General features: G+C 72.0%; 24 protein-coding genes. 8 read left to right on the forward strand and 16 right to left on the reverse strand.

Translation table 11 applies throughout. The features are described from left to right. Positions 1-127 precede the first annotated feature (127 nt). Positions 128-328 (reverse strand): acyl-CoA carboxylase subunit epsilon, encoded by a 201-nt coding sequence (locus tag OG553_RS08720; protein ID WP_405978434.1) that lies wholly within the window; start codon positions 326-328, stop codon positions 128-130. Positions 329-351: 23 nt separating this feature from the next. Continuing rightward, a complete protein-coding gene (locus tag OG553_RS08725; RefSeq protein WP_405978435.1) occupies positions 352-1935 on the reverse strand; it encodes an acyl-CoA carboxylase subunit beta in 1584 nt (527 codons plus the stop codon). Positions 1936-2187: 252 nt separating this feature from the next. On the opposite strand from OG553_RS08725, the gene OG553_RS08730 reads away from it, so the two are divergent. After that, complete coding sequence (locus OG553_RS08730) at positions 2188-2817, forward strand: YceI family protein (protein ID WP_405978436.1); 630 nt, start codon at positions 2188-2190, stop codon at positions 2815-2817. Between the two features lie 39 nt (positions 2818-2856). Here the strand turns inward: OG553_RS08730 and OG553_RS08735 are convergent, their stop codons facing one another. Next, positions 2857-4239 carry a hypothetical protein gene (locus tag OG553_RS08735; protein WP_405978437.1) on the reverse strand — a complete coding sequence of 461 codons (1383 nt, stop codon included), beginning with the start codon at positions 4237-4239 and terminating at the stop codon, positions 2857-2859. Positions 4240-4369: 130 nt separating this feature from the next. Here OG553_RS08735 and OG553_RS08740 point away from each other — a divergent pair, with 130 nt between their 5' ends. Then, positions 4370-4870: a hypothetical protein gene (locus OG553_RS08740; protein WP_405978438.1), complete on the forward strand. Its 501-nt coding sequence runs from the start codon at positions 4370-4372 to the stop codon at positions 4868-4870. 12 nt (positions 4871-4882) lie between these two features. Here the strand turns inward: OG553_RS08740 and cimA are convergent, their stop codons facing one another. From cimA to ureA, 5 genes are all read right to left on the reverse strand, one after another. Further along, positions 4883-6505: a citramalate synthase gene (gene cimA, locus OG553_RS08745; RefSeq protein ID WP_405978439.1), complete on the reverse strand. Its 1623-nt coding sequence runs from the start codon at positions 6503-6505 to the stop codon at positions 4883-4885. 335 nt (positions 6506-6840) lie between these two features. Further along, positions 6841-7455 carry a TetR/AcrR family transcriptional regulator gene (locus tag OG553_RS08750; protein WP_405978440.1) on the reverse strand — a complete coding sequence of 205 codons (615 nt, stop codon included), beginning with the start codon at positions 7453-7455 and terminating at the stop codon, positions 6841-6843. Positions 7456-7484: 29 nt separating this feature from the next. Continuing rightward, positions 7485-8531 (reverse strand): agmatine/peptidylarginine deiminase, encoded by a 1047-nt coding sequence (locus OG553_RS08755; protein ID WP_405978441.1) that lies wholly within the window; start codon positions 8529-8531, stop codon positions 7485-7487. A 35-nt stretch (positions 8532-8566) separates the two neighbouring features. Next, a complete protein-coding gene (locus tag OG553_RS08760) occupies positions 8567-10249 on the reverse strand; it encodes an urease subunit alpha (RefSeq protein ID WP_405982991.1) in 1683 nt (560 codons plus the stop codon). 56 nt (positions 10250-10305) lie between these two features. Beyond that, on the reverse strand, positions 10306-11031 hold the full coding sequence (gene ureA / locus OG553_RS08765) for an urease subunit gamma (protein WP_405978442.1): 726 nt from the start codon (positions 11029-11031) through the stop codon (positions 10306-10308). 157 nt (positions 11032-11188) lie between these two features. On the opposite strand from ureA, the gene OG553_RS08770 reads away from it, so the two are divergent. Continuing rightward, complete coding sequence (locus OG553_RS08770) at positions 11189-12619, forward strand: cytosine permease (RefSeq protein ID WP_405978443.1); 1431 nt, start codon at positions 11189-11191, stop codon at positions 12617-12619. A 35-nt stretch (positions 12620-12654) separates the two neighbouring features. Further along, a complete protein-coding gene (locus OG553_RS08775; RefSeq protein ID WP_405978444.1) occupies positions 12655-12810 on the forward strand; it encodes a hypothetical protein in 156 nt (51 codons plus the stop codon). A gap of 79 nt (positions 12811-12889) precedes the next feature. Here OG553_RS08775 and OG553_RS08780 read toward each other — a convergent pair whose 3' ends face one another. The 4 genes from OG553_RS08780 to OG553_RS08795 all read right to left on the reverse strand — a co-directional run bounded on the left by OG553_RS08780 (position 12890) and on the right by OG553_RS08795 (position 16639). Continuing rightward, positions 12890-13975: a branched-chain amino acid aminotransferase gene (locus OG553_RS08780; protein WP_405978445.1), complete on the reverse strand. Its 1086-nt coding sequence runs from the start codon at positions 13973-13975 to the stop codon at positions 12890-12892. A gap of 225 nt (positions 13976-14200) precedes the next feature. Beyond that, entirely contained in the window at positions 14201-15241 is a 1041-nt protein-coding gene (locus OG553_RS08785; protein WP_405978446.1) for a 3-isopropylmalate dehydrogenase, read from the reverse strand. Between the two features lie 117 nt (positions 15242-15358). Beyond that, on the reverse strand, positions 15359-15490 hold the full coding sequence (locus OG553_RS08790) for a hypothetical protein (RefSeq protein ID WP_260614121.1): 132 nt from the start codon (positions 15488-15490) through the stop codon (positions 15359-15361). A 264-nt stretch (positions 15491-15754) separates the two neighbouring features. Next, positions 15755-16639, reverse strand: coding sequence for a LysR family transcriptional regulator (locus OG553_RS08795; protein WP_405978447.1), 885 nt, complete (start codon positions 16637-16639; stop codon positions 15755-15757). Positions 16640-16738: 99 nt separating this feature from the next. On the opposite strand from OG553_RS08795, the gene OG553_RS08800 reads away from it, so the two are divergent. Together OG553_RS08800 and OG553_RS08805 are read left to right on the forward strand one after the other, a co-directional pair. After that, the gene (locus OG553_RS08800; protein ID WP_405978448.1) at positions 16739-17752 is read left to right on the forward strand and encodes an NADP-dependent oxidoreductase; all 1014 of its coding nucleotides are present in this window, start codon (positions 16739-16741) and stop codon (positions 17750-17752) included. Positions 17753-17871: 119 nt separating this feature from the next. Then, positions 17872-19902, forward strand: coding sequence for a phosphocholine-specific phospholipase C (locus tag OG553_RS08805; protein WP_405978449.1), 2031 nt, complete (start codon positions 17872-17874; stop codon positions 19900-19902). Here OG553_RS08805 and OG553_RS08810 read toward each other — a convergent pair whose 3' ends face one another. Next, positions 19903-20451: a GNAT family N-acetyltransferase gene (locus OG553_RS08810; RefSeq protein WP_405978450.1), complete on the reverse strand. Its 549-nt coding sequence runs from the start codon at positions 20449-20451 to the stop codon at positions 19903-19905. Then, positions 20448-21161 (reverse strand): tyrosine-protein phosphatase, encoded by a 714-nt coding sequence (locus OG553_RS08815; RefSeq protein WP_405978451.1) that lies wholly within the window; start codon positions 21159-21161, stop codon positions 20448-20450. The genes OG553_RS08810 and OG553_RS08815 overlap by 4 nt, the downstream gene beginning before the upstream one ends. Before the next feature lie 81 nt (positions 21162-21242). Here OG553_RS08815 and OG553_RS08820 point away from each other — a divergent pair, with 81 nt between their 5' ends. Continuing rightward, complete coding sequence (locus OG553_RS08820; protein ID WP_405978452.1) at positions 21243-21944, forward strand: nitroreductase family protein; 702 nt, start codon at positions 21243-21245, stop codon at positions 21942-21944. Between the two features lie 97 nt (positions 21945-22041). Here OG553_RS08820 and pruA read toward each other — a convergent pair whose 3' ends face one another. Next, positions 22042-23673, reverse strand: a complete 1632-nt coding sequence (gene pruA / locus OG553_RS08825) for an L-glutamate gamma-semialdehyde dehydrogenase (RefSeq protein WP_401246621.1) — start codon at positions 23671-23673, stop codon at positions 22042-22044. A gap of 35 nt (positions 23674-23708) precedes the next feature. Continuing rightward, positions 23709-24635, reverse strand: coding sequence for a proline dehydrogenase family protein (locus OG553_RS08830; RefSeq protein ID WP_405978453.1), 927 nt, complete (start codon positions 24633-24635; stop codon positions 23709-23711). 199 nt (positions 24636-24834) lie between these two features. Between OG553_RS08830 and OG553_RS08835 the strand changes: the two genes are divergently transcribed. Continuing rightward, complete coding sequence (locus OG553_RS08835) at positions 24835-26043, forward strand: PucR family transcriptional regulator (protein WP_405978454.1); 1209 nt, start codon at positions 24835-24837, stop codon at positions 26041-26043. Positions 26044-26188 lie beyond the last annotated feature (145 nt).

Here is a 26188-nt window from a genome sequence, read left to right on the forward strand (position 1 = left end):
CGGGGGCCTTCCCCGTACCCGGGACGCGGCGTGCGCCCGGCTACGGCGTCCCCCTGTGCGGGGCACGCGGAAGGCCCCGCACCCCTGGACGGGGTACGGGGCCTTCCGGCGTTCGTGCGTGCGCTGCTCAGCCGCGCCAGCTGTGGGGGGCCTGGAAGCCCCGGCTGCGCTCCAGGCGGCGCCAGCCGGCCGTGGAACGGCTGGTGGCGGCGGCCTCCTCCGGGGTGGCGGCGGCGCGGGCGAGGAGGATCGCGGTGATCGCGGCCAGCTCCTCGGGCTCGGCGTTGCCCTTCTCGACCTTCAGCAGGGTGTCGGTGGCGGTGCTCATCGTCGGCAGGTCTCCTTCGCTCGTTACTGCGGCGGGTTGCCGTGCTTGCGAGACGGCAGATCGGCGTGCTTGGTGCGGAGCATCGCGAGGGCGCTGACGAGCACCCCGCGGGTCTCGGCGGGGTCGATGACGTCGTCGACGAGGCCGCGTTCGGCCGCGTAGTACGGGTGCATCAGCTCGGCCTTGTATTCCTTGACCATCCGGGCCCGCATCGCCTCGGGGTCCTCGGCGTCCGCGATCTGCTTGCGGAAGATCACGTTGGCGGCGCCTTCGGCGCCCATGACGGCGATCTCGTTGGTGGGCCAGGCATAGGTGAGGTCGGCACCGATGGACTGGGAGTCCATGACGATGTACGCGCCGCCGTAGGCCTTGCGCAGGATCAGCGAGATCCGCGGCACCGTGGCGTTGCAGTACGCGTACAGCAGCTTGGCGCCGTGGCGGATGATGCCGCCGTGCTCCTGGTCGACGCCCGGCAGGAAGCCGGGGACGTCCAGCAGGGTGACGATCGGGATGTTGAAGGCGTCGCACATCTGGACGAAGCGCGCGGCCTTCTCGGACGCGTGGATGTCCAGGACGCCGGCGAGGTGGCCGGGCTGGTTGGCGACGATGCCGACGACCTGGCCGTCCAGACGGGCCAGGGCGCAGATGATGTTGCGCGCCCAGCGCTCGTGGATCTCCAGGACGTCCCCGTCGTCGACGAGCTCCTCGATGACCTTGAGCATGTCGTACGGGCGGTTGCCGTCGGCGGGGACCAGGTCGAGGAGGACGTCCGAGCGCCGGTCGGCGGGGTCGGTGTTCTCGTGGACCGGGGGGTTCTCGCGGTTGTTCGAGGGGAGCATCGTGATGAGGTACCGGACCTCGGCGATGCAGGTCTCCTCGTCGTCGTACGCGAAGTGCGCGACGCCGGAGGTCTCGGCGTGCACGTCCGCGCCGCCGAGGCCGTTCTGGGTGATCTCCTCGCCGGTCACGGCGCGGACCACGTCCGGGCCGGTGATGAACATCTGCGAGGTGTCCCGGACCATGAACACGAAGTCCGTCAGTGCCGGGGAGTACGCGGCGCCGCCGGCGCACGGGCCCAGCATCACCGAGATCTGCGGGATGACGCCCGAGGCCTTGGTGTTGCGCTGGAAGATGCCGCCGTAGCCGGCGAGGGCGGAGACGCCCTCCTGGATGCGGGCGCCGGCGCCGTCGTTGAGGGAGACCAGCGGGGCGCCGGCCGCGATGGCCATGTCCATGATCTTGTGGATCTTCGTGGCGTGGGCCTCGCCCAGTGCGCCGCCGAAGATGCGGAAGTCGTGCGCGTAGACGAAGACCGTGCGGCCCTCGACCGCGCCCCAGCCGGTGATGACACCGTCGGTGTAGGGCTTCTTGGCCTCCAGGCCGAAGCCGGTGGCCCGGTGCCGGCGGAGCTGCTCGACCTCCCTGAAGGAACCTTCGTCGAGCAGGAGCGCGATGCGCTCGCGGGCGGTCAGCTTGCCCTTGGCGTGCTGCGCCTCGGTCGCGCGGTCACTGGGGCCGCGCCGGGCCTCCTCGCGGAGGGAGTGCAGCTCGGCCACGCGCCCGCGGGCGTCCGTCGGCTCGCTCGGAGTCTGGTCCACAACGGTCATGTACCGACCTTACGAAGCGTGGCCATCAAAACCCTCCGTTGGTTCTACACAGTCTCGGGCGCCCTGCGCTGTGCGGCCCGGACAGAACCTCCGAAGGATGCATGGACTCCCCCAGCGGGGACCTTCGGCCTTTGTGGAGGTCCTACAAAACGGCAATGCCAACGTCGAGGAAGTTGAAATTTGAACGGAATGGGTCTAGCTTCGTTCTTGTTGAAAGTTGAACCAAACCGCAGGACTCCCCAGGAGGACGTCATGGGCATCTTCTCCCGCCGCAGCCAGACCGCCGCAGCCCCCGCCGCCGCCCAGCAGGGCTCGGTCGCCACGCTCCCCGTCGACCCGGCGCTCGCCGCCCTCACCGGCGACTACGCCATCGACCCGGCGCACAGCAGCATCGGCTTCACCGTCCGCCACGCCATGGTGACCAACGTCCGCGGCAGCTTCGCGCAGCACGAGGGCACCCTGCACCTGGACGGCAGCGACCCGGCGCGCTCCACCGCCTCCATCGACGTGCAGATCGCCTCGGTCAGCACCGGCATCGCCGACCGCGACGCCCACCTGCTGGGCAGCGACTTCTTCGACGCCGAGCTCTTCCCGCTGATGACCTTCCGGTCCACCTCGGCGGCGCAGCTGGGCGGCGACAAGTACCGCGTCACCGGCGAGCTGACGATCAAGGACGTGACGCGTCCCCTCTCCATCGACCTGGAGTTCGCCGGTTCCGCCACGGACGTCTACGGCAGCGAGCGCGTGGGCTTCGAGGGCTCCGCCGAGATCCTGCGCTCCGACTGGGGCCTGACCTGGAACGCGGCCCTGGAGGCCGGCGGTGTGATGGTCAGCGACAAGGTGAAGCTGACCTTCGACATCTCGGCGGTCAAGCAGGGCTGACGACGGGCTGACCACGGCCCGCGCGGAACCCGGGGGCGGCTACCAGCCGCCCCCGCCGTCGAACCCGCCGCCGCCCCCGTCGAAGCCGCCACCGCCGCCGAAGTCCCCGCCGCCGAAGTCGGACGGGTTGAAGTCGGCGCCCGAGACGTCCCCGCCCTCGAAGCCGCCGCCGTCGTAGCCGCCGTACCCTCCGCCGAAGTCCGAGGCGTACGCGGGCGTGGCCATCATCGAACCGAGCATCGTGCCCACCAGCAGGCCGGGCAGCATCCCGCCGCCGAAGTACCCGCCGGCCCAGGGACCGTACGCCGGGCCCGCGTCGTAGTACGGGCGGCGGCCGTGCTCCGTGTCCACGGTGCGCACCGCCGGGTCCAGCCCGTCGCGCAGCCGTACGGCGTCCGCCGCGCAGACCGGTACGGTACGGGCCGCCCCGCCCGCCGGGGCCCAGGCCGCGTCCTCGGTGCTCGGCCCGTGGCGCGGGTCGAAGAAGCAGGGCGCACGGCGCTCGGGCAGCGGCCTGCCCTGCCGGCGGGCGTCGAGGCTCGCGAGTGCGAACCGGCCGTCCTCCAGCGCCTGGGTCACGCCCTGCACCTCGTGCGGCTCCCGCACCGAGGCCATGATCCGCTTGGCCTTCTCGTAGGAGTCCAGCCCCTTCTCGTAGTCCGCGCGCATGGCGTCGTCGGCGCCGGGCTCGCCGGGGTGGAAGTCGAGGCGTTCGAGCTCCTCGCCGAAGGCGGTGATGTCCTCGTCCACGACCACGCCGAGCCGGGCGATGGCCCCCCGCCGGGCCTCTTCCTTCTTCTTCCGGTTCCGCTTGACCAGCAGGTAGGTCCCGCCACCTCCGGCGAGGACCACCGCGCCGAGCGCGATCATCGCTCCGGCCCCGGAGCCGCCGTCGGAGGAGCCCGTGGTGCCCCAGGAGGCCGGGGCCCTGCCCTTCATCTGCGGGAGGGCCTGGTCGACGAAGTCGTTCAGCTCGGTCGCCGCGTCCACCGTCCCGCCCGCCTTCACCGCGTCGGTGAGGTTGCGGACGGCGTTGACCGGCATCACGGCCCGGTCCGCCCCGGCATTGAAGCCGTCGCCGAGCCGGATCGCGTACAGCCCGGTGATCCCGGTCTCGGTGCGGAGCGTCCGCAGCACGCTGTCGGCCGGGAAGGCGGGGGTGGCGGGCAGCACGGCGACGAACAGCGGCTTGCCGGCCGTCTTGATCTTGGCGGCCAGGGCGTCGGCCTGGGCCTGCGACAGCTGCGCGGCGGCTCCGGGGTCGACGTAGACCGGGCCCTTCTTCAGCGCCTCGGCCACGGCCGCGGTCCCCCCGTCGGCGGCGGCCGCCCGCGGAGCGGCCCCGATCGCGCCGACGGTCAGCGCCAGCAGCAGACCGGACAGCACCGATCCCATGCGTACGGATATCAGCCTGGTCCTCATACCGACGACGCTACCCGAACCGGCTGTTTCCCGTGTGAGCCGGACATAAGCCCTTCTGTACACCCACGAGACCCCGCCCGCGTAGCCTGCCGCCGGGGGGGGTGGGCCTATGCGGCGCGCGTGGTGCGGGGTGGCTCTGACACTGGCGGGAGCGGGGATGCTGGCCGGCTGTTCGGCGGCCGATCTGCCGCTGATCTCGGTCGGCATCGGAGCCGACGGAACGCCGCAGGTCACGATGGTGCCGTGCGGCAAGGACGCGATCGGCACGGTGGACTTCTTCGTCCACGGCACTCCGGCGCCCGGTGCGCCGCAGCCCACCGTGACGACGCCGTCGACGGCCTCGGAGGACGGCTGGCTGGCCGGCGGCTCCCCGCTCGCCCCGGGGCGGGTCACGTTCCCCCTCTTCTCGCCGCCCGCCACGTGGGCGGTCCGTGAGTGGGGCGCCGAACGGAGCCTCAAGCCCGGCCGGGAGTACAGCCTGAGCTTCCGCCCGCCGGGCTTCGGCGACTACTCGGGAAGCGTCTCCTTCACCGCCGAGGACCTCGCCGGGCTGAAGCCCGGCGAGGTGTGGGCCGGCGGCAGGGCCATGTCGCAGAAGAAGTTCCGCAAACGCGTCGCGGACAAGTGCTGACCGCCGCCGGGACTACTCGGCCGGCTCCACGCCCGCGTGGAGGAGGCCGTAGGTGTACGCGTCCTCCAGGGCCTGCCAGGAGGCGGCGATGACGTTCGGGGCGACGCCCACCGTGTTCCACTCGCGGCTGCCGTCCGTCGTGGCGATCAGGACGCGGGTCGTGGACTCCGTACCGTGCTTGCCCTCCAGGATGCGGACCTTGTAGTCCACCAGCTCGAACTTGGCCAGCTGGGGGTAGTGGCGCTCCAGCGCGACCCGCAGCGCCCGGTCGAGGGCGTTGACGGGGCCGTTGCCCTCCGCCGTGGCGACGATCCGCTCGCCCTTGGCCCACAGCTTGACCGTGGCCTCGTTGGCGTGGGTGCCGTCGGGGCGGTCCTCGACGATGGCCCGCCAGGACTCCACGCGGAAGTACTTGCGCGCCCGGCCCTCGGCCTCGGCGCGCAGCAGCAGCTCGAAGGAGGCGTCGGCGGCCTCGTACGTGTAGCCCGCCAGCTCGCGCTCCTTGACCCGCTCGACCACGCGGGCGATCAGCGCGCGGTCGCCGCCGAGGTCGACACCGAGCTCCTTGCCCTTGAGCTCGATGGAGGCCCGGCCGGCCATGTCGGAGACCAGCATGCGCATGGTGTTGCCGACGCGCTCGGGGTCGATGTGCTGGTACAGGTCCGGGTCGACCTTGATCGCCGAGGCGTGCAGGCCCGCCTTGTGCGCGAAGGCGGAGACGCCCACGTACGGCTGGTGGGTGGAGGGGGTGAGGTTGACGACCTCGGCGATGGCGTGGGAGATGCGGGTCATCTCGGCGAGCGCGCCCTCGGGGAGGACCTTGCGGCCGTACTTGATCTCCAGCGCGGCGACGACCGGGAAGAGGTTGGCGTTGCCGACGCGCTCGCCGTAGCCGTTCGCGGTGCACTGGACGTGCGTGGCGCCCGCGTCGACGGCGGCCAGGGTGTTGGCGACGGCGCAGCCGGTGTCGTCCTGGGCGTGGATGCCGAGGCGGGCCCCGGTGTCGGCCAGCACGGTCGAGACGACGGCGGTGATCTGGGCGGGGAGCATGCCGCCGTTGGTGTCGCAGAGGATGACGACGTCGGCGCCGGCCTCGTGGGCGGTGCGGACGACGGACTTGGCGTACTCGGCGTTGGCGCGGTAGCCGTCGAAGAAGTGCTCGCAGTCGACGAAGACCCGGCGGCCCTGGGCGACGAGGTGGGAGACGGTGTCGCGGACCATCTCCAGGTTCTCTTCGAGGGTGGTGCGCAGCGCGAGTTCGACGTGCCGGTCGTGCGATTTGGCGACGAGGGTGATGACCGGCGCGCCGGACTCCAGGAGGGCGCGGACCTGGGGGTCCGAGGCGGCGTCGCCGCCGGCCCTGCGGGTGGCGCCGAAGGCGACCAGCTGGGCGTTCTTGAAGTCGATCTCGGCGCGGGCGCGGGCGAAGAACTCGGTGTCGCGGGGGTTGGCGCCGGGCCAGCCGCCCTCGATGAAGCCGACTCCGAACTCGTCCAGGTGCCGGGCGATGGTCAGCTTGTCCGCGACCGTGAGGTTGATGCCCTCACGCTGGGCTCCGTCGCGCAGGGTGGTGTCGAAGACGTGGAAGGCGTCGTCGAGGGCCGCTGTCGGCTGGGTCGCCTCTGTCGTCGTCATGCTGATCTGACTCCTGTCGGATGAGTGGTTCCGGAGACCGGGGATCCACTGCCCCCATCATCGCGCGCTGCCCGGTTCCGGCATGTTTCTGCCCTTGGAAACGAAAAGACCCCTCGCGGGTGCGAGAGGTCTGCGCGCGGGTCTGAGGCACGGTGGCCGCTGCCGCGGAGGTCGTCCACGGTTTCAGCGGTCACAGAGGACCGGCGCGCTGCTGTCCATAATCATGAGCTGAGCAGACACGCCCGCAGTGTGTCACAGGGCCCGTCACCGGTGGACGCCGGTCTCAGCATGCGGGCATCCACCGTCCGCCAGGCGGCCCGCAGCCGGTGGAAGCCCTAGCCGGCAAGGGTTTCGGCGAGGAACTCCGCGACGTGTTCCAGGATGTCCTCGCGCCCTATGCCGGGCAGGCCCACGGCGACCTGGATGCTGAACCCGTCGAGCAGGGCCCGCAGCCGGGACGCGAAGCGGTCGGGGTCCACCGCGCGGAACTCTCCGCGCGAGATGCCCTCGGCGAGCAGGGCGACCAGGTCGCGGTGCCAGGCGCCCTCGATGGCGGCCTGCCGCTCGCGCTCCTGGGGGCCGGCGTTCTGGGACCGGTTCCAGACCTCCAGCCACAGGGTCCAGTGCGGATCGCGGGCGCCGTCGGGCACGTACAGGTCCACGTACGCCCGTACCCGCTCGCGCGCCGGGCCGGGGCGGGCCAGCAGGGCCCGCCGCTCGGTGCCGAGGGCCGCCTCGCTCCACTCCAGGGTCTGCAGCAGGAGCTCGTCCTTGCTGCCGAAGTAGTAGAGGAGGTGGCCGCTGCTCATGCCGACCTGCCGGCCCAGGCCGGCCATGGTCAGGCCCTCCAGCCCGCGCTCGGCGATCGTGGCCATGGCGGCGACGAGTACGTCCTCGCGCGGGGGCGCGTTCTTGCGCGCCGCCCGTACCGGTACTCCACCCGCCACCATGGTCACTCCTTCACGCGGTCCGCCTCGGGTCAGACCTTCGGCTGCTGCTGGGTGATGCAGTGGATACCGCCACCCCCGGCGAAAATCGTACGTGCGTCAACGAGCGTCACGGTCCGCTCGGGGAACAGTCCGCGGAAGATCTCGGCGGCCTCCTCGTCGCGCGGGTCGTCGAAGGCGCACAGCACCACGCCGCCGTTGCAGAGGTAGTGGTTGATGTAGGAGTAGTCCACCCACTCGCCGTCCTCCTCCAGCACGGTCGGCGCGGGGACCTCGACGACCTGGAGCTGCCGGCCCCGCGCGTCGGTGGCGGCGCGCAGGATGGCGGCGATGGTCTTGCAGCGCTCGTGGTCCGGGTGGGCCGGGTCGGGCTGGGTGTGGACCATGACCACGCCGGGGCGGGCGAAGGCGGCGACGATGTCCACGTGGCCCTGGGTGCCGTAGGTGCCGTAGTCGCCGGCCAGGCCGTACGGCAGCCAGATCGCCTTGGTGGTGCCGAGGTGGGCGTGGATCTCCTCCTCGACCTGCTGGCGGGTCCAGCCGGGGTTGCGGCCCTCGCCGAGCTGCACGGTGTCGGTGAGGAGCACGGTGCCCTCGCCGTCGACGTGGATGGCGCCGCCCTCGTTCACCAGGCGGGTGCTGTAGGTGCGGGTGCCGACCACGTCGGATACGTGGCGGGCGATCTTCGAGTCGTGGTCCCAGCGGGCCCACTCCTGGGCGCCCCAGCCGTTGAAGGTCCAGTCGACGGCGGCCAGCTCGCCGGCGTCGTTGGTGACGAAGGTGGGGCCGATGTCGCGCATCCAGGCGTCGTCGAGCTCCTGCTCGACGAGCTGGACGTCGTCGCCGACGATCGCGCGGGCGCTCTCGGCGTCGCCCGGGGAGACGACGAGGGTGACCGGCTCGTAGGCGCGGACGGCGCGGGCGACGGCGCCCCAGGCCTGGCGGGCCTCGGCCAGCTCCTGCTCGTTGGTGAAGGTGGGGTTGGGGCTGGGCCAGGCCATCCAGGTGCGCTCGTGGGGGGTCCACTCGGCGGGCATCCGGAAGCCGTCGTTCACGGGCTTGGCGGGCTGTGCAGTCATGGCAGGGGTCCTAACGGGCTTACAGGCTGTGCCGATTACAGGAAGTACAGGCGGTTGAGGGAGACCGAGTCGGCCGCTCCGGAGCGCAGCGGTTCCCCGTCGAGGGAGACGAGGCCGCTGCGCGCGTCCACATCGACCGCGCCCACCCGGGAGTTGAGGAGCATGTCCTTGGGGCCGATGCCGCGGGTGCCGCGTACGGCGACGCGGCGGCGGCGGGTCGGCATCTCGTCGCTGCCCAGCGCCGCCGCGGCGGCGGAGACGAAGGCGACGGAGATGTCGGCGGCGGTGGCCCCGTAGGAGCCGAACTGCGGTCCGAGGACGAGGGGTTCGCAGGTGTCGGTGGCGGCGTTGGGGTCGCCGGTGACTCCGTACGCGGGGAAGCCGGACTTGAGGACCAGCTGGGGCTTGGCGCCGAAGAACTGGGGGCGCCAGAGCACGATGTCGGCGAGCTTGCCGATCTCGATGGAGCCGATCTCGTGGGCCAGGCCGTGCGCGATGGCCGGGTTGATCGTCAGCTTGGCCATGTAGCGCAGGACGCGGGCGTTGTCGTCGCCCTCGCCGTCGCCTTCGAGGGGGCCGAGCTCGCCCTTCATCTTGGCGGCCATGGCGAAGGTGCGGCGGATGGTCTCGCCGGCGCGGCCCATGCCCTGGGCGTCGGAGGAGGTGATGCCGATGGCGCCCAGGTCGTGCAGGACGTCCTCGGCCCCCATCGTCCCGGCGCGGATCCGGTCGCGGGCCATGGCGGCGTCGCCGGGGAGGTCCGGCTTGAGGTCGTGGACGGAGACGATCATGCCGTAGTGCTCGGCGACCGCGTCCCGGCCGAAGGGCAGGGTGGGATTGGTGGAGGAGCCGATGACGTTCGGCACGCCCGCCATCTTCAGGACGTTGGGGACGTGCCCGCCGCCGCACCCCTCGATGTGGAAGGCGTGGATGGTGCGCCCTTCCAGGACGCGCAGGGTGTCCTCGACCGAGAGGCATTCGTTGAGGCCGTCGGAGTGCAGCGCGACCTGTACGTCGTGCTCCTCGGCGACGCGCAGCGCGGTGTCCAGGGCCCGGGTGTGGGCGCCCATGTCCTCGTGCACCTTGAAGCCGGACGCGCCGCCCTCGGCCAGGGCCTCCACCAGCGGCGCCGCGTCCGAGGAGGAGCCGCGCGCCAGGAACCCGATGTTCACCGGCCAGGCGTCGAAGGCGTTGAAGGCGTGCTTCAGCGCCCAGGGGGAGTTGACGCCGACGCCCCAGACGGGGCCGAACTCCTGGCCGATGACGGTGGTGACACCGGCGGCGAGGGAGGCCTCCATGATGCGTGGGGAGAGGAGGTGGACGTGGGTGTCCACCGCGCCCGCGGTGGCGATCAGGCCCTCGCCGGAGACGATGCTCGTGCCGGTGCCGACGACCACGTCGACCCCGTCGAGGGTGTCCGGGTTGCCGGCCCGGCCGATCGCGTGGATGCGGCCCTCGCGGATGCCGATGGACACCTTCTCGATGCCGAGGACGGCATCGATGACGAGGACGTTGCTGATCACGACGTCACAGGTATCGCGGACGGCGGCGCCCTTCAGGTGCAGGCCGTCGCGGGCGGTCTTGCCGAAGCCCGCGAGGAACTCGTCGCCGGGCTTCTGGGCGTCGTGCTCGACGCGGACGGTCAGCCCGGAGTCGCCGAGCCGGACCCGGTCCCCGGCGCGGGGGCCGAAGACGGAGGCGTACTCGTGCGCGTCGATGTGGCGGCCGCCGGGGGCGCAGTGCGCGCTGTGGTCGGTGTGGGGGGTCTGACGGCTCACGCCCGGTCTCCCTTCTGGCCGTCTTCGGCGGCGGCGGTGGCGGTGGCGCCGAGGTAGCCGCAGGCGGCGGCGCGGGCCAGGGCCTGCTCCTTGGCTCCGGGGGCGTCCAGCGGGCCGTCCACCAGGCCGGCGAAGCCGATGGCGATCCGGTCGCCGCCGATCGGGACCAGGCCCACCTCGCCCTCGCCGTGCGGGTCGAAGCGGACCGAGGAGCCGGCCGGTACGCACAGCCGCATGCCGTAGGCGGCGGCGCGGTCGAAGTCGAGCCGGGGGTTCGCCTCGAAGAAGTGGAAGTGCGAGGTCACGCTGACCGGCACGGGCGCGGTGTTGCGCACCCGCAGGCGCAAGCGCGGTTCGGGCTGCGGCGCGCCGGGGCCCGGGAGGACCGCGCCGGGGGCGTCGTCGCCGAGGGAGACGGCTCCCCGGATGGGCGCCGAAACCACCGCGAGGCGGGAGCCGTCGTCGAAGACGGCCTCCACGTGCACCTCGGTGACCACGTCGGCCACGCCGGGCAGCACGTCGTCGGGGCCCAGGACGCCACGGGCCTCCTCGATGGCCTCGGCCAGCCGCTTGCCGTCGCGCGCGGCCTCGCAGACCGTGTCCGCGATCAGCGCGGTGGCCTCGGGGACATTGAGCCTGAGGCCCCGGGCCCGCCGGGCCCTGGCCAGTTCCGCGGCGCCGCGCAGCAGCAGCCGGTCGCGCTCCGTAGGGGTCAGCCGCACGCCGATCCACCACCTTTTGAGTCGATGGGTTAGAGCATCACTCTAACTCTTCATTTCCTCGCAATGAAGCATTGACCTGGGACCAGGGGTTGAGTCACATTGAATGCCGCTCAAACGAATGCGCAACCACCCCCCGCCCTGCCAAGGGAGTCCCCCCATGCCCATCGAACAGCGCGGAGTCGACACCATTCCGGAGGAGGAGCGGACGAGCGGTCCCCGTGACCTGATCTCGATCCTCCTCGGCTCCAACCTCTGCCTCGGCGTGATCGTCTTCGGCTGGCTGCCCCCGTCCTTCGGGCTCGGGCTGGTGCCCTCCGTCACCGCCATCGTGACCGGCACCGTGGTCGGCATCGCCTTCACCGCGCCGCTCGCCCTGGTGTCGCTGCGCACGGCGACCAACCTGTCCACCTCCAGTGGCGCCCAGTTCGGCGTACGGGGGCGGCTGGTCGGCTCCGTCGTCGGACTCCTGCTCTCCCTCGGCTACACCGCGCTCACCCTCTGGATCGGCGGCGACGTGATGGCCGGGACCCTGTCCCGGCTCACCGGACTGCCCGACACCGGCCTCACCCGGGCCGTGATGTACGGCGTGCTCGCCGCCTGTACCGTCGTCGGAGCCGTCTTCGGCTACCGGCTGCTGCTGCGCATGAGCAAGGTGCTGTCCATCGCCATGGTGGTCCTGCTGGCCGTCGGCGTCGTCGCCTACGCCCCCCACTTCACCGCCGCCGCCCCGCCTGACACGGAGTACCTGCTCGGCTCCTTCTGGCCGACGTGGCTGCTGGCCGCCGTCGCCGCCGGGCTCAGCGGGCCCGTCGCGTTCATCACGCTGCTCGGCGACTACACCCGCTACGTCTCCCCGCGCCGCCACGGCTCCCGCAAGGTGTTCCGGGCCACCTGCCTCGGGCTGCTGTTCGGCCTGCTGGTGCCGCAGCTGTTCGGCACGTACACCGCCCTCGCCGCCCGCGCCGGTGCCGACTACGCCGGGCCGCTCGTGGCGGCCGCGCCCTTCTGGTACCTCGTCCCGCTGCTGGTGGCCGCGGCGGCCGGCTCGGTGGGCAACGCCGGGCTGATGCTCTACTCCATGGGCCTGGACCTGGACGCCATCATCCCGAAGGCCACCCGCACGAAGGCCACCGTGATCGCCGCCGCCGTGGCCACCGCGTTCGTCTTCTTCGGCTCCTTCGAGTGGGACGTGCAGTCCGCGATGACCTCCTTCGTACTGCTGCTCACCGCGATCGGCACCCCCTGGGCCGTGATCACCCTGATCGGCTACGTGCGCTGCCGCGGGGTCTACGACGCCGACGCCCTCCAGGTGTTCAACCGTCGGGCCCGCGGCGGCGTCTACTGGTACAGCGGCGGCTGGAACCTCCGCGCCACCGCCTCCTGGGCGGCGGGTGCGGCCGTGGGACTGGCTGCCGTGTCGACCCCGGTGTACGAGGGCCCTCTGCTGGCGCTCACCGGCGGGGTGGACTGTAGTTTCATCCTGTCGGGGCTGGTCGGAGGCGCGGTGTACGCCGCGCTGACCATCCGGCCGCAGGCGGCACCGGCCGCCGGCCCGACGGCGGAAGCAGTGATGGCGGCGGCCGACTAGGACAGGGGCCGCCGCGTACGACACGGGGAGGCGTCGTGGAAGAGCTCGCGTACGTGGCAGGCAAGATCATCAAGGGGGTCGCGGGTCTGGCCTACGCCCTGGGGGACGCGCTCGTCGGGCTCGGCCCGGAGGGCTCGGGCAAGGAGCGCAAGGAGAAGAAGGACCGGGGCGAGGCGGAAGGGGAGCGCTGACCACGCTCCTCCCCCGGAACGCCCGAAGGCCCCCCGCGCATTGCGCGGGGGGCCTTCGCCATGTCCGGGGCGGGCAGCCCTAGCCGAGCGGGTGCATCCAGCCGTGGGTGTCGGCGGTGCGGCCGGTCTGGAGGTCCAGGAGCGCCTTGCGGAGCTTCATGGTGACCTCGCCGGGCTGTCCGTCGCCCTGGGTCCAGTTGGCGCGCTCGGACTTGACCGAGCCGACCGGGGTGATGACGGCGGCGGTGCCGCAGGCGAACACCTCGGTGAGGGTGCCGTTCTCGTTGTCGCGCTTCCAGTCCTCGGTGGTGATCCGGCCCTCCTCGGCGGTGTAGCCGAGGTCGCGGGCGATGGTGAGGAGGGAGTCGCGGGTGATGCCGGGGAGGAGCGAGCCGGTCAGCTCGGGGGTGACGATGCGGTCGCCGTACACGAAGTACAGGTTCATGCCGCCCATCTCCTCGATCCAGCGGTGCTCGACCGCGTCGAGCCAGACGACCTGGTCGCAGCCGTGCGAGGCGGCCTGGGCCTGGGCGACGAGGGAGGCCGCGTAGTTGCCGCCGGTCTTGGCGGCGCCGGTGCCGCCCTTGACGGCGCGGACGTACTCCTCGGAGAGCCAGACGGAGACGGGCTTGACGCCACCGGGGAAGTACGCGCCGGCGGGCGAGGCGATGACCATGAAGAGGAACTCGTTGGCCGGGCGGACGCCCAGGCCGACCTCGGACGCGAACATGAACGGGCGCAGGTACAGCGAGGCCTCGCCGGAGTCCGGCACCCAGGCGCGGTCCTGCTTGATCAGGGCGTCGCAGGCCTCGATGAAGAGGTCGGCGGGCAGCTCCGGCATCGCCATGCGGCGGGCGGAGGCCTGGAAGCGCTCGGCGTTGGCGCGCGGGCGGAAGGTGGCGACGGTGCCGTCGGGCTGGCGGTAGGCCTTGAGGCCCTCGAAGATCGTCTGCGCGTAGTGCAGGGTCATGTTCGCGGGGTCGATCGCCAGCGGGGCGTACGGGACCAGCTCGGCGTCGTGCCAGCCGCGGCCCTCGGTCCACTTGATCGTCACCATGTGATCGGTGAAGTGGCGGCCGAAGCCGGGGCTGGCCAGGATCGCCTCGCGCTCCGCGTCGGACAGCGGGTTCGAGGAGGGCTTGAGCTCGATCGTGGGCGTCGTCATGAGTGCTTGTCCTTCACCGGTTGGGTATGGCGGACCGCGCTCATGCGTACTAGGACGTCCGAGCTTCCCCGTAATCCGCGGCCTCGCGTTCGATTATCGCGCGCGGGCAGGCTTCGGAGAAACGGGGCTTTAGCGGCCCAGGGGAGATGGTGGCACCGGGGGCCGCACAGGAGAAGCCGCCAGGTCCCTTTGTGACCTGGCGGCTTCCTGGGTGGAGCTGCCGGGTCAGCCGGCTACTCGCGCGGCGAGGGCGTCGCCGATGGCGTCGGTGGAGCGGAAGGTGCCGTCGCGCTCGGCCAGGTCGGCGGAGACCGCGTCCTCGATGCGGACGGCCTGGGCCTCGTAGCCGAGGTGGCGCAGCAGGAGGGCGACCGAGAGGATCGTCGCGGTCGGGTCGGCCTTGCCGGTGCCCGCGATGTCGGGCGCCGAGCCGTGGACGGGCTCGAACATGGACGGGAAGGAGCCGGTCGGGTTGATGTTCCCGGAGGCGGCCAGGCCGATGCCGCCGGTGACGGCCGCGGCCAGGTCGGTGAGGATGTCGCCGAACAGGTTGTCCGTGACGATGACGTCGAAGCGCTCGGGCTGGGTGACGAAGAAGATCGTCGCGGCGTCGACGTGCAGGTAGTCGGTGGTGACCTCGGGGTACTCCTGGCCGACCTTGTCGAAGATGTTCTTCCACATGTGGCCCGCGTACACGAGGACGTTGTTCTTGTGGACGAGCGTCAGCTTCTTGCGGGGGCGGGCGTTGGCCCGCTCGTACGCGTCGCGCACGACGCGCTCCACGCCGTAGGCCGTGTTGACGCTGACCTCGGTGGCCACCTCGGCGGGGGTGCCGGTGCGCAGGCTGCCGCCGTTGCCGGTGTACGGGCCCTCGGTGCCCTCGCGGACCACGACGAAGTCGATCTCCGGACGGCCGGCGAGCGGGGTGGCCGTGTTCGGGAACAGCTTCGAGGGGCGGAGGTTGATGAAGTGGTCGAAGGCGAAGCGGAGCTTCAGCAGCAGGCCGCGTTCCAGGACGCCCGACGGGACCGACGGGTCGCCGATGGCGCCCAGCAGGATCGCGTCGTGGTGCCTGAGGGCCTCCAGCTCCGCGTCCGGGAGGGTCTCACCGGTGCGGTGCCAGCGCTGGGCGCCGAGGTCGTACTCCTTGGTCTCCAGCTTCACATCCTGGGGCAGGACCGCGGTAAGGACCTTGAGGCCCTGAGCCACGACTTCCTGGCCGATGCCATCACCGGGGATCACTGCGAGATTGATGCTGGTCGACATGTCGGAACCGTACTCCGTGTCCCAGCCCTCAGACATATCGCGTCCAGCATTTGGACCAACGGTGACGCGACACGTCCGGGGCGTCCGGGCCGGCGTGCGGGGCCGGCCGGAGGGCGGTCAGTGGCCGGTCGAGCCGCCGTTGTCGCGGCGGTCCAGGGCGCGCTGCAGGGCGGCGGCGGCGTTCTTGCGGTCGGCGTCGGCCGGGGAGGTGTGGCGGACGCGACGGGATGCGGCGGTGGTGGGGGTCATGGTGATCGACTCCTTGGGATCACGGCGTGGCGGGGCCACGGATGAGGGGTGTTCCTTCAAGGCGCCGGAAGAGGCGGGGGGCAGCACGCCGCAGGGGTTGCCTGCCAGTGGGCGCGCGCCCTCGACCGCCATTCGCTGGATCAGCGAGACGTTCGGCTCCTACAAAGCTAGGGCAGGTCCGGCTGTATGTCTCCGCAATTACTCGGACTTCCTAGTATCTGAGATGGGAAACCCCCCGAAGGGAGCCTTCCGCAGGTTCCGTTTTCAGGCCTTCTCAGCCCTGAGTGCCCTGATCAGAGCCCTTACTGCGAGAGTGGAAGCCAATTCCGTTGTGGTGACGTATCCCACCTGCCTCACCGGCCTCCGGGGCCCCAGCGCGGTGATCTCGACGCCGTCCGGGGCCTCCCGCAGCGACAGCTCCGGCATGATCGCCATGCCCAGGCCCCGGCCGACCATGGTCAGCACCATGGCGTCGTCCTCCGCCTTCAGGGTGGCCCTTGGGATCCAGTCCTGGGACCTCCACCACGCCCGGGTGTAGGAGCCGCAGTTCTCGTCCCAGTCCAGCAGCGGCAGCGCCTTGGGGTCCGGGTGCCCGGCCGGGTGCACCAGGGCGTACGCCTCCTCCGCGAGCACCCCGGTCAGCAGCCCCGGCGGTACGTCCTCCCGCGCGCCCAGCGTCGCGATGCCCAGGTCCGCCCGCCCCGCGGCCACCTCCCCCGCCGTGCCGGCGCCGATCTCGCGGACCACCCTGACCTCGGGCCGGATGCCGGGGTGCAGCGCGGCGAGCCGCTCCAGCGCGGGCGGCAGCAGGTGCAGGGCCGCGCTCCGGAAGGCCGCGACGCGCAGCACCCCCTCCACCGCCTCCCGCCCGGCGGGCGCCCGGGCCGCGCCGCGCGCCTCCGCGCCGAGCACCTCGTACAGCCGCAGGATGCGCCGGCCCAGCGCCACGGCCCGTTCGCCGGCCGGGGTCGGCGAGGCTCCGGTGCGGCCGCGCTCGAAGAGCACCGCGCCGACCTTGCCCTCGCTGCCGCGCACCGAGTGCGAGACGGCCGACTGGCTGACCCCGAGCACGGCGGCCGCGGCGGAGAAGCCGCCCGTGTCGGCGACGGCGACCAGGACGCGCAGTTCCTGCGGAGCGAGCTCGGCCACTGGTTCCCACCTCGGTGTATGAGCCGCGCTCATGGACGTGCGGCTTCCATGAGGGCAACCCCCTGCCCGGCCGCGGGATTCCTTCCTAGGTTCGTGGCCATGAGCACCGACACGGCCCACTTCGTCCACCAGATCGCCCGCCCGACCGGTTTCCCGGTCGCCTCCGACTTCGCGTACGTCTCCTCCCCCGTCCCCGAACCCGCCCCCGGCACCGCCCTGGTGGAGAACCTGCTGCTGTCGGTGGACCCGTACCACCGAGGGCTGATGGACGGCGGCGAGGGCGGCTTCGAGCTGGACGCCCCGCTGGAGGGCCGCACCGTCGGCCGGGTCACCGCCTCCCGCGACCCGGGCCTGAAGGAGGGCGACCTCGTCTTCCACCGCGCGGGCTGGCGCACCCACGCCCTGGTCACCCCGGGCGTGGACGGCACCCGCAAGCTGCGCGGCCACGAGGGCGTCCCGCTGGAGGCGTACCTCTCCATCCTGGGCGGCACCGGCCTGACCGCCTACGCCGCCCTCACCCGGACCGCCGCCCTGCGCGAGGGCGAGGACGTCTTCGTCTCCGCCGCCGCCGGCGGGGTCGGCACCGCCACCGGGCACATCGCCCGACTGCTCGGCGCCCGCCGGATCATCGGCAGCGCCGGCTCGGCGGCGAAGGTCGCCCACCTCACCGGGACCCTCGGCTTCGACGCCGCCTTCGACTACCACGACGGGCCGGTCGGCGAGCAGCTCGCGCAGGCCGCGCCGGACGGCATCGACGTGTACGTGGACAACGTGGGCGGGAACCACCTGGAGGGCGCCATCGACTCCCTGCGCGAGTACGGCCGGATCGCCTGGGTCGGCGCGATCTCGATGTACAACGCGGACCGCGCACCCGCCGCGCCCCGCAACCTCTTCGAGGTGGTCCACAAGTCGCTTCGCATGGAGGGCGTATTGGTCCGTAACCACACCAATCTCCAGGACGAGCTGGAGGACTTCCTGGTCCCTCACCTGCGCAGCGGCCGGATCGGCACCGACACCACCGTTGTCCAGGGGTTCGACCGCACCGTGGAGGCCTTCCTGGGCATGCTCCACGGCGAGAACACGGGCAAGATGCTCGTCCGCACGGGGAGCTGAATCCGGCCATCCGGATGTTCACCGATTTCTTACCGCACGGATGTAGACCTTTGGAGCGGCTGCCGCCACCCTTGCCGTCAATGTGCCAGAGGGGCACTCGAGTTGGAGGCGGGCAGTCAGTGACACCCATCAGCCGCAGGGGTTTCGTGGGGATCGGCGCCGGGATCGTGGCGGGGGCGGCCCTGCCCACCGCCCTGCCGGGGACGGCGGCGGCGGCCGCCGCGACGGGCACGATCACCGACGTGAAGCACGTGGTGGTCCTGATGCAGGAGAACCGCAGCTTCGACCACTACTTCGGCAGGCTGAAGGGCGTACGCGGCTTCGGCGACCGCGCCGCCGGCAACATCCCCGGCGGCTGGGGCACCTTCAACCAGCCGAACTGGGGCGGCCGCCAGTACCCGTGGAAGCTGTCCGCCACCCCCTCGGCCGGCGGGGCCGACGGCCGGACGCTGGCCCAGTGCACCGGGGACCTCCCGCACAGCTGGACCTCGCAGCACGCCGCCTGGAACAACGGCCGGATGGACAACTGGGTCGCCGGCGTCGGCAAGACCCACACCCTCGGCTACCTGGAGCGGGGCGACATCCCCTTCCACTACGGCCTCGCCGACAACTACACGATCTGCGACGCCTACTTCTGTTCCACCCTCAGCGCCACCGGCCCCAACCGCACCTTCCTGTGGAGCGGCAAGGTCGACGCGGGCAGCAAGGACGGCGGCGAGGAGTCCGGGCTGACCTGGGAGTCGTACGCGGAGGCCCTCCAGCGGGCCGGGATGAGCTGGAAGGTCTACCAGAACGCCCAGGACAACTACGGGGACAACGGGCTCGCCTACTTCAAGAAGTTCACCGACGCCCGGCCCGGCGACCCGCTGTGGGACCGGGGCATGGCCTCGGTCCCCAGGGTCACCGGCTCCACCCCCGACGACATCGCCGCCGCGATCCGCGCGGACGTGGTCGCAGGGACCCTGCCCCAGGTGTCCTGGGTGGTGGCGAGCGAGGCCTTCTCCGAGCACCCGTACGCCCCGCCCGGCGACGGCGCGCACTTCGTGGACCTCGTCTACCGGGCGCTCGCCGCGGACCCGGAGGTCTTCGACTCCACCGTCCTGTTCCTCAACTACGACGAGAACGACGGGTTCTTCGACCACGTCCCGCCGCCGGTCGCCCCGCCCGGCACCCCGGACGAGTACATCGACGGCGTCCCGATCGGGCTCGGCTTCCGCGTCCCGATGCTGGTCATGTCTCCCTGGACGCGCGGCGGCTGGGTCAGCTCCGAGATCTTCGACCACACCTCGGTGCTGCGCTTCATGGAGAAGTGGACGACCGCGATCGGCACGCCCGCCCTCTGCCCGAACATCAGCGCCTGGCGGCGCAAGGTGACCGGCGACCTGACCGGGGTCTTCGACTTCGCGCACCCGGTGTACGGGGTCCCCGGGGGCCTGCCGTCCACGGCGAAGGTCATCGGCCAGTCCACCTGCGGCCCGCTGCCCAACCCGGTGCCCCAGGACAACGCCCAGCCGGCGCAGGAGCCCGGCACGCGGCCGGCCCGCGCGCTGCCGTACCAGGTGAACGGCAACCTGGACCGCTTCGAGTTCGGCCCGATGGGCAAGATCCTGGCCTGGTTCTCGATGACCAACCAGGGCCCCCAGGCCAAGCAGGCCGCGCACTTCTCGATCCACCCGCACCAGCACCGGGACACGGCCGCCTGGCAGTACACGGTCGACCCGGGCGCCACCTCGACCGACTGGTTCTCCATCGGCCTGGGCGCCGGCTCGGGCAAGTACGACATCTCGATGTACGGCCCGAACCGGTTCCTGCGCCGCTTCATCGGCGACGCGACCAAGGCCGGGAAGGACCTGGAGGTCGCGGCCCGCTACGCGGTGGAGTCCGGCACCGGCAAGACGGCCGTCTGGTTCAAGATGACGAACTCCTCCGGCTCCCCGGTCACCTTCACCATCCGCTCCAACGCGTACCGGACGGACGGCCCCTGGACCTACACCGTCCCGGCGAACTCCTCGCGCGAGGACTTCTTCAACGCGGTGGCGTACAGCAAGGGCTGGTACGACTTCACGGTCCTGGCGGACTCCGACGGCACCTGGTCGCGCCGCTACACCGGCCACATCGAGACGGGCACCGCGAGCGTCTCCGGCTCCTAGCTAGACGACGTCCCCGTCCCGCCAGTCGAAGTCGAGCCGCCCGGCGGAATCCAGTGCGACCCCGCCGGGCGGCGTCCACACGTAGGTCGAGCCCTCCTCCTCGGCCAGCCGCTCCGGCCCGGCCGGGCCGAGCACGCCGATCTGCCCGGGGTACGGCTTCCACCCCCGGCTCTCGTACAGGGCCGCGCCCTCCTCGGACGCGGAGAGCGCGCCCAGTACGTACGCCCCGGCGATCACGCCCTCCAGCGCGGCCATCACCGCCCCGCCGAGCCCGCGCCGGCGCCGTTCGGCGCGTACGGCCACGGCCTCCACGTACCCGGTCCGCAGGGCCCGCCCCTGGTGCAGCACCCGCCGCTGGACGAGGCTGCCGTGCGCGACGAGCGCGCCGCCCTCGTACACCAGGGCGTGCATCCCGCCGAGGGCGTGCTCGAAGTCCTCGTCGCCGAAGTCGCCGTCGAAGGCCCCGTCGAGCAGGTCCCGGACGGCGGCGAGGGTGTCCGGGCCGAGCTGGGAGGTGTGCGCGAGGCGGGTCCGCGTGTCGTCGCTCATGCCCCCAGTCTGCCCCTCAGCCCCTCCAGTTCGGCCGCCGTCAGCCCGGCCCCGCGCAGGTAGCCGCCCGCATCCAGCCACTGCGCGGTCTCCCGGGCGAGGGCGTGCACGGTGGTGCCGAGGCCGGCCGTGTACTCCTCGATCTCGGTGTCGTCGTACGACCTGCCGCGGGCCGCGTACCGGGCCCGGACCCGCGGCTCGCTCAGCCCGTGGTCGTCGGCGATCTCCTGCGGGGTCGCCCCGGCCAGCCGCAGCAGGACGAGCGCGATGATCCCCGTACGGTCGCGGCCCAGACCGCAGTGGAAGACCACCCCGCCCGGCGGGGCTCCGGCGACGGCGCGGGCGACGGAGGCCACGCGGTCGGGGAAGCGCTCCAGGAAAGGCCGGAAATACGCGGGGGTGCCGAAGCCGGGGGTGCCCCACCACACGTCCCAGAAGTCCCGGTGCTCGATGCCGTCGAGCGGGATCCGCAGGGTGGTCAGCCCGGCCGGGCGCGGGGCGTGGTCCACCTCGGCCTCGCCCTCGTTGCGCAGGTCGATGACGGTCCGCACCCCCTGCGCGGACAGTGTGGTCCAGCCCCGGGCGGTGAGCCCGTCCAGACTGTCCGCCCGTATCAGCGCCCCTGGCCGCAGCGCTCCCAGACCGCCGAGGTCGCGGGCGTTGAAGCAGCCCTCCCAGTCCACGAATCGACCGACGTTCGACACGGTCATAGCCCCCCTGTCAGTACACAACGGACATTGGTTCATGACGTTCCCCTGGCCTCAGGAGTTCCCCCGCTGGAAGATCTGCGCATGTCGCCTGAGACCCAGCAGTGGACCCCCACCCATGGCCAGCCCTACCGGCCCGTCGCCTACCGTCCCGCGCGCATGCCCGGCCCCGAATCCCTCGCGCGCGCGGCGGAGTTGCGGGCCCGGATGGACGAACGGCGGACCGTGCGCCACTTCTCCCCCGATCCCGTCCCGGAGCAGGCCGTCCGCGACGCCATCGCCTGCGCCGCCACCGCCCCCTCCGGTGCGCACCAGCAGCCGTGGACCTTCGTCCTGGTCAAGGACCCGGCCATCCGGCAGCAGATCCGCGCCGCCGCCGAGCAGGAGGAGCAGATCTCCTACGACGGCCGCCTCGGCGACGAGTGGCTCGCCGCCCTGCGCCCCATCGGCACGGACGCGGTGAAGACCCACCTCACCGACGCGCCGGCGCTGATCGTGGTCTTCCAGCAGCGCTACTGGCTCGGCCCGAACGGCACGAAGCGCAAGCACTACTACGTCGACGAGTCGGTCGGCATCGCGGTCGGCATGCTGCTGTCCGCCCTGCACCTGTCGGGCCTGGCCGCGCTCATCCACACCCCGAGCCCGATGCGCTTCCTGGCGCACGTCCTGAACCGCCCGGAGAACGAGAAGGCCTTCGCCGTCATCCCGGTCGGCTACCCGTCCGACGACTGCGAGGTCCCGGACCTGCTCCGCAAATCCCTGGACCAGGTCCTCGTGGAGGTCTGAGCCCCGGGAGGCGCCCGTGGGCGGGCCCCGAAACTGGGACCGCCCCCGCTCCGGACTTGGGGGTACCGGAGCGGGGGCGGGGTTCAGCTGTGGGCGGTCAGCCCATGTGGGGGTAGCCGTACTCGGTCGGCGGGACCAGGGTCTCCTTGATGGAGCGGGTCGAGGTCCAGCGGAGCAGGTTGGACGCCGCGCCCGCCTTGTCGTTGGTGCCCGAGGCGCGGCCACCGCCGAAGGGCTGCTGGCCGACGACGGCGCCGGTCGACTTGTCGTTGATGTAGAAGTTGCCCGCCGCGAAGCGGAGCTTCTCCATCGTGTCGGCCGCCGCGTAGCGGTCCTGCGCGATGACGGCGCCGGTCAGGGCGTACGCCGAGACGTTCTCCATCTGCGCGAGCATCTCGTCGTACTTGTCGTCCTCGTACACGTGGATCGCGAGGATCGGGCCGAAGTACTCGGTCGTGAAGACCTCGTTCTCCGGGTCGGTGCACTCGATGACGGTCGGGCGGACGAAGTAGCCCTCCGAGTCGTCGTACGTGCCGCCCGCGACGATCGTGCAGGTCGGGTCGGCCTTGGCGCGGTCGATCGCGGCCTTGTTCTTCGCGAAGGAGCGCTCGTCGATGACGGCGCCGATGAAGTTGCCCAGGTCGCGGACGTCACCCATGGTGATGCCGTCGACCTCGGCCGCGAACTGCTCCTTGAAGCCGTCGTTCCAGATGGAGGCCGGGACGTAGGCGCGGGAGGACGCGGAGCACTTCTGGCCCTGGAACTCGAAGGAGCCGCGGGTCAGGGCGGTCTTCAGGATCGCGCGGTCCGCGGACGGGTGCGCGACGACGAAGTCCTTGCCGCCCGTCTCGCCGACCAGGCGCGGGTACGAGCGGTAGTTCTCGATGTTGTTGCCGACCGTCTTCCACAGGTACTGGAAGGTCTTGGTCGAGCCGGTGAAGTGGATGCCGGCCAGCTCGGGGTGGTTCAGGGCCACCTCGGAGACCGCGATGCCGTCACCGGTGACGAGGTTGATGACGCCCTTGGGCAGGCCGGCCGCCTCCAGGAGCTCCATGAGGAGGACCGCGGAGTGGGTCTGCGTCGGGGACGGCTTCCACACGACCACGTTGCCCATCAGGGCGGGGGCGGTCGGCAGGTTGCCGGCGATGGCCGTGAAGTTGAACGGCGTGATCGCGTAGACGAAGCCCTCCAGCGGGCGGTGGTCGCTGCGGTTCCACACGCCGGCGCTGTTGGCGGCGGGCTGCTCGGCCAGGATCTGGCGGGCGAAGTGGACGTTGAAGCGCCAGAAGTCGACGAGCTCGCAGGGGGTGTCGATCTCGGCCTGCTGCGCGGTCTTGGACTGGCCCAGCATGGTGGAGGCGGCCAGCTTCTCGCGCCACGGGCCGGCCAGCAGCTCGGCGGCGCGCAGGATGATCGCGGCGCGGTCGTCGAAGGACATGGCGCGCCAGGCCGGGGCGGCGGCCAGGGCGGCGTCCACGGCCTCCTGGGCGTCGGCCTGGGTGGCGTTGGCGTACGTACCGATGACCGACTTGTGGTCGTGCGGCTGGACGACGTCGAAACGCTCGCCGCCACCCATCCGCTTGACGCCGTTGATCGTCATCGGGAGGTCGATCGGGTTCTCGGACAGCTGCTTCAGCTGGATCTCGAGGCGCGCGCGCTCGGCACTGCCGGGAGCGTACGAGTGGACCGGCTCGTTGACCGGCGCGGGGACCTGGGTCACAGCATCCATGGGGCGGTAACTCTCCTTGACCTGGTTCGGGCGGGCTAGTTCTTGGTGATCATCGAGCGGAGGAAGAAGAGCAGGTTGGCCGGCTTCTCCGCGAGACGGCGCATGAAGTAGCCGTACCAGTCGGTGCCATAGGCCGTGTAGACCCGCATTCGATGCCCCTCGGAGGCGAGCCGGAGGTGCTCCTCGCTGCGGATGCCGTAGAGCATCTGGAACTCGTACTCGTCCAGCTTGCGCCCTGCCTGGCGGCCGAGCTCCTGCGCGATGGCGATCAGGCGCGGGTCGTGGGACCCGATCATCGGGTAGCCGTCGCCCTCCATCAGGATCTTCATGATCCGGACGTACGCCTTGTCGATCTCGCCCTTGTCCTGGTAGGCGACCTCGGCGGGCTCCTTGTAGGCGCCCTTCACGATCCGGACGCGGCTGCCGGCGGCGGCCAGGCGGCGGGCGTCGGCCTCGGTGCGGAAGAGGTAGGCCTGGATCACGCAGCCGGTCTGCGGGAAGTCCCGGCGCAGCTCCTCGTGGATGGCGAACATCGAGTCGAGGGTGGTGTGGTCCTCGGCGTCCAGCGTCACGGTCGTGCCGATGGCGGCGGCGGCCTCGACGACCGGGCGGACGTTGGCGAGGGCCAGCTCGTGGCCGCCCTCCAGGGCCTGGCCGAACATGGAGAGCTTGACCGACATCTCGACGGTCTCGCCCAGCTCCAGCTCCTTGAGGCGCCCGATGAGCTCCAGGTAGGCGTCCCGGGCCGCGTAGGACTGCTCCACGGCGGTGATGTCCTCGCCGACGACGTCGAGGGTGACCTCGAGACCCTTGCGGGTGAGCTCCTCGACGATCGGGATGACCTGGCCGACCGTCTCGCCGGGGATGAACCGGTTGACCACCGGCTTGGTCACCGGGGCGGCAGAGACGATTCGGCGCATCTTGTCGCTGCGCGAAGCGGCGAGGATCGCGGGACCCAGCACGGGGCACCTCCAACGGGGGCAGAAGCGGACGAACGGACGCCGCAGGGGTGGGGCCGCGACCGTAAGGAAAACGCAAGTAAAACCACCGTGAAACCTAAGGATCTCCACGATCCTCTGCCATCGACAGCTGTCACGCATCCGTGGCCCGGATCTCATACATCTGTCTGAAGGGCCCGCCGCGGGGTGGGAGAATGGCCGCGTGAAGGGCGATTACCAGGACCTGGTGGACGAGATCTCGGCGCTGCTCGGCGCCCCGGCGACGCTGGAGAACCGGGACTTCCGCCTCATCGCCTTCGGCGCGCACGACAGCGAGGACGACCTGGTGATGGACCCGGTGCGCACCCGCTCGATCCTGACCCGGCAGTCGACGGCGGACGTCCGCTCCTGGTTCGAGGGCTTCGGGATCGCCCGCGCCACCGGCCCGGTCCGGATCCCGGCGGCCCCGGACGCGGGGGTCTTCCGGGGGCGGCTCTGCCTGCCCGTGCGGTACCGCGGAATCGTGCAGGGCTACGTGTGGCTCCTCGACCAGGATCCCGGCCCGGGTCCGGCCGCCCTTGAGGCCGCCATGGAGGTGGCCCAGCGGATCGGGGTGCTGCTCGCCGAGGAGGCCAAGGCGGGCGCCGACCTCTCGCGGGAGTTCCTGGCGGTGCTCACGGCCGGCCGGGGCTGGCAGCAGGACATGGCGGTGGCCGCGCTGCGGGTGGCCCTGGGGCCTGGGGCCGAGGGGCCGCACGCCGCCGTGTGCGTGTCCCCGTGGTCCGGGGAGGCTCCGGGGTCGGTGCCGGGGGCGGCGGCGGTGTGCGTGGTCCCGGCGGGGCCGGTGGAGCAGGACGGCCCCGGGACGGGGCCGGGGACCGGGGTGCTCGCGGTGCTGGTGCGGCTGCGGTCGGGGGACGCGCTGGGTCCGGCCCTGGCGGCGGTCGGGCGGCTGCTGCCCCGCGCGGCGCCGGCGGGCTCCCCCGGGACCCGGGGCCCCGCCGCCGGGGGCGGCTCCGTCACCGCCGGGCTCTCCGACCCGGTACGGGCGCTCGCGGAGCTGCCGGCCGCGTGGGCGCAGGCCACCGCCGCGGCCCGGGCGGCGGCGGCGCAGCCGGGGCTGGGTCCGGTGGCGCAGTGGGCGGGGATCGGGCCGTACCGGATGCTGGCCGCGCTGGGCGCCGGCCCGGCGGACGATCCCGCGACGCGGGACCTGCTGGGCCCGGCCCACCGGGAACTGGCCCGCACGGCCGAGGTGTTCCTCGACTGCGCGGGGCAGGCGGGCCGCGCGGCGGCGGAACTGGGCATCCACCGCCAGACCCTGTACTACCGGCTGGGCCGGGTCGAGCAGCTGACGGGACTCGACCTGGACCTCGGCGAGGACCGACTGCTGCTCCACATGGCCCTCAAGGCCGCCCGCCTGCGGCCCTGAGGCCGCCGGGCCCGGCCACCTGACCGCCCGACGGCTCGCCGCCTGACACCCGACGGGCCGACCACCCGATCACCGGACGCCCGGACCACCCGACGGGTCGACGGGTCGACGGGTCGACGGGTCGACGGGTCGACGGCCCGACCGC

Origin of the sequence: Streptomyces sp. NBC_00158 (assembly GCF_045160885.1) — a bacterium.
Classification (GTDB): domain Bacteria; phylum Actinomycetota; class Actinomycetes; order Streptomycetales; family Streptomycetaceae; genus Streptomyces.

Excerpts from the sequence above, each read along its gene's own strand:
- OG553_RS08725 (WP_405978435.1), bottom strand. The coding sequence starts at position 1,935 with ATGACCGTTGTGGACCAGACTCCGAGCGAGCCGACGGACGCCCGCGGG.
- OG553_RS08785 (WP_405978446.1), bottom strand. The coding sequence starts at position 15,241 with ATGTCGACCAGCATCAATCTCGCAGTGATCCCCGGTGATGGCATCGGC.
- OG553_RS08720 (WP_405978434.1), bottom strand. The coding sequence starts at position 328 with ATGAGCACCGCCACCGACACCCTGCTGAAGGTCGAGAAGGGCAACGCC.
- OG553_RS08735 (WP_405978437.1), bottom strand. The coding sequence starts at position 4,239 with ATGAGGACCAGGCTGATATCCGTACGCATGGGATCGGTGCTGTCCGGT.
- OG553_RS08820 (WP_405978452.1), top strand. The coding sequence starts at position 21,243 with ATGTCGCCTGAGACCCAGCAGTGGACCCCCACCCATGGCCAGCCCTAC.
- OG553_RS08790 (WP_260614121.1), bottom strand. The coding sequence starts at position 15,490 with ATGACCCCCACCACCGCCGCATCCCGTCGCGTCCGCCACACCTCCCCG.
- OG553_RS08810 (WP_405978450.1), bottom strand. The coding sequence starts at position 20,451 with ATGAGCGACGACACGCGGACCCGCCTCGCGCACACCTCCCAGCTCGGC.
- OG553_RS08750 (WP_405978440.1), bottom strand. The coding sequence starts at position 7,455 with ATGGTGGCGGGTGGAGTACCGGTACGGGCGGCGCGCAAGAACGCGCCC.
- pruA (WP_401246621.1), bottom strand. The coding sequence starts at position 23,673 with ATGGATGCTGTGACCCAGGTCCCCGCGCCGGTCAACGAGCCGGTCCAC.
- OG553_RS08730 (WP_405978436.1), top strand. The coding sequence starts at position 2,188 with ATGGGCATCTTCTCCCGCCGCAGCCAGACCGCCGCAGCCCCCGCCGCC.
- OG553_RS08800 (WP_405978448.1), top strand. The coding sequence starts at position 16,739 with ATGAGCACCGACACGGCCCACTTCGTCCACCAGATCGCCCGCCCGACC.
- OG553_RS08780 (WP_405978445.1), bottom strand. The coding sequence starts at position 13,975 with ATGACGACGCCCACGATCGAGCTCAAGCCCTCCTCGAACCCGCTGTCC.
- OG553_RS08770 (WP_405978443.1), top strand. The coding sequence starts at position 11,189 with ATGCCCATCGAACAGCGCGGAGTCGACACCATTCCGGAGGAGGAGCGG.
- cimA (WP_405978439.1), bottom strand. The coding sequence starts at position 6,505 with ATGACGACGACAGAGGCGACCCAGCCGACAGCGGCCCTCGACGACGCC.
- OG553_RS08815 (WP_405978451.1), bottom strand. The coding sequence starts at position 21,161 with ATGACCGTGTCGAACGTCGGTCGATTCGTGGACTGGGAGGGCTGCTTC.
- OG553_RS08755 (WP_405978441.1), bottom strand. The coding sequence starts at position 8,531 with ATGACTGCACAGCCCGCCAAGCCCGTGAACGACGGCTTCCGGATGCCC.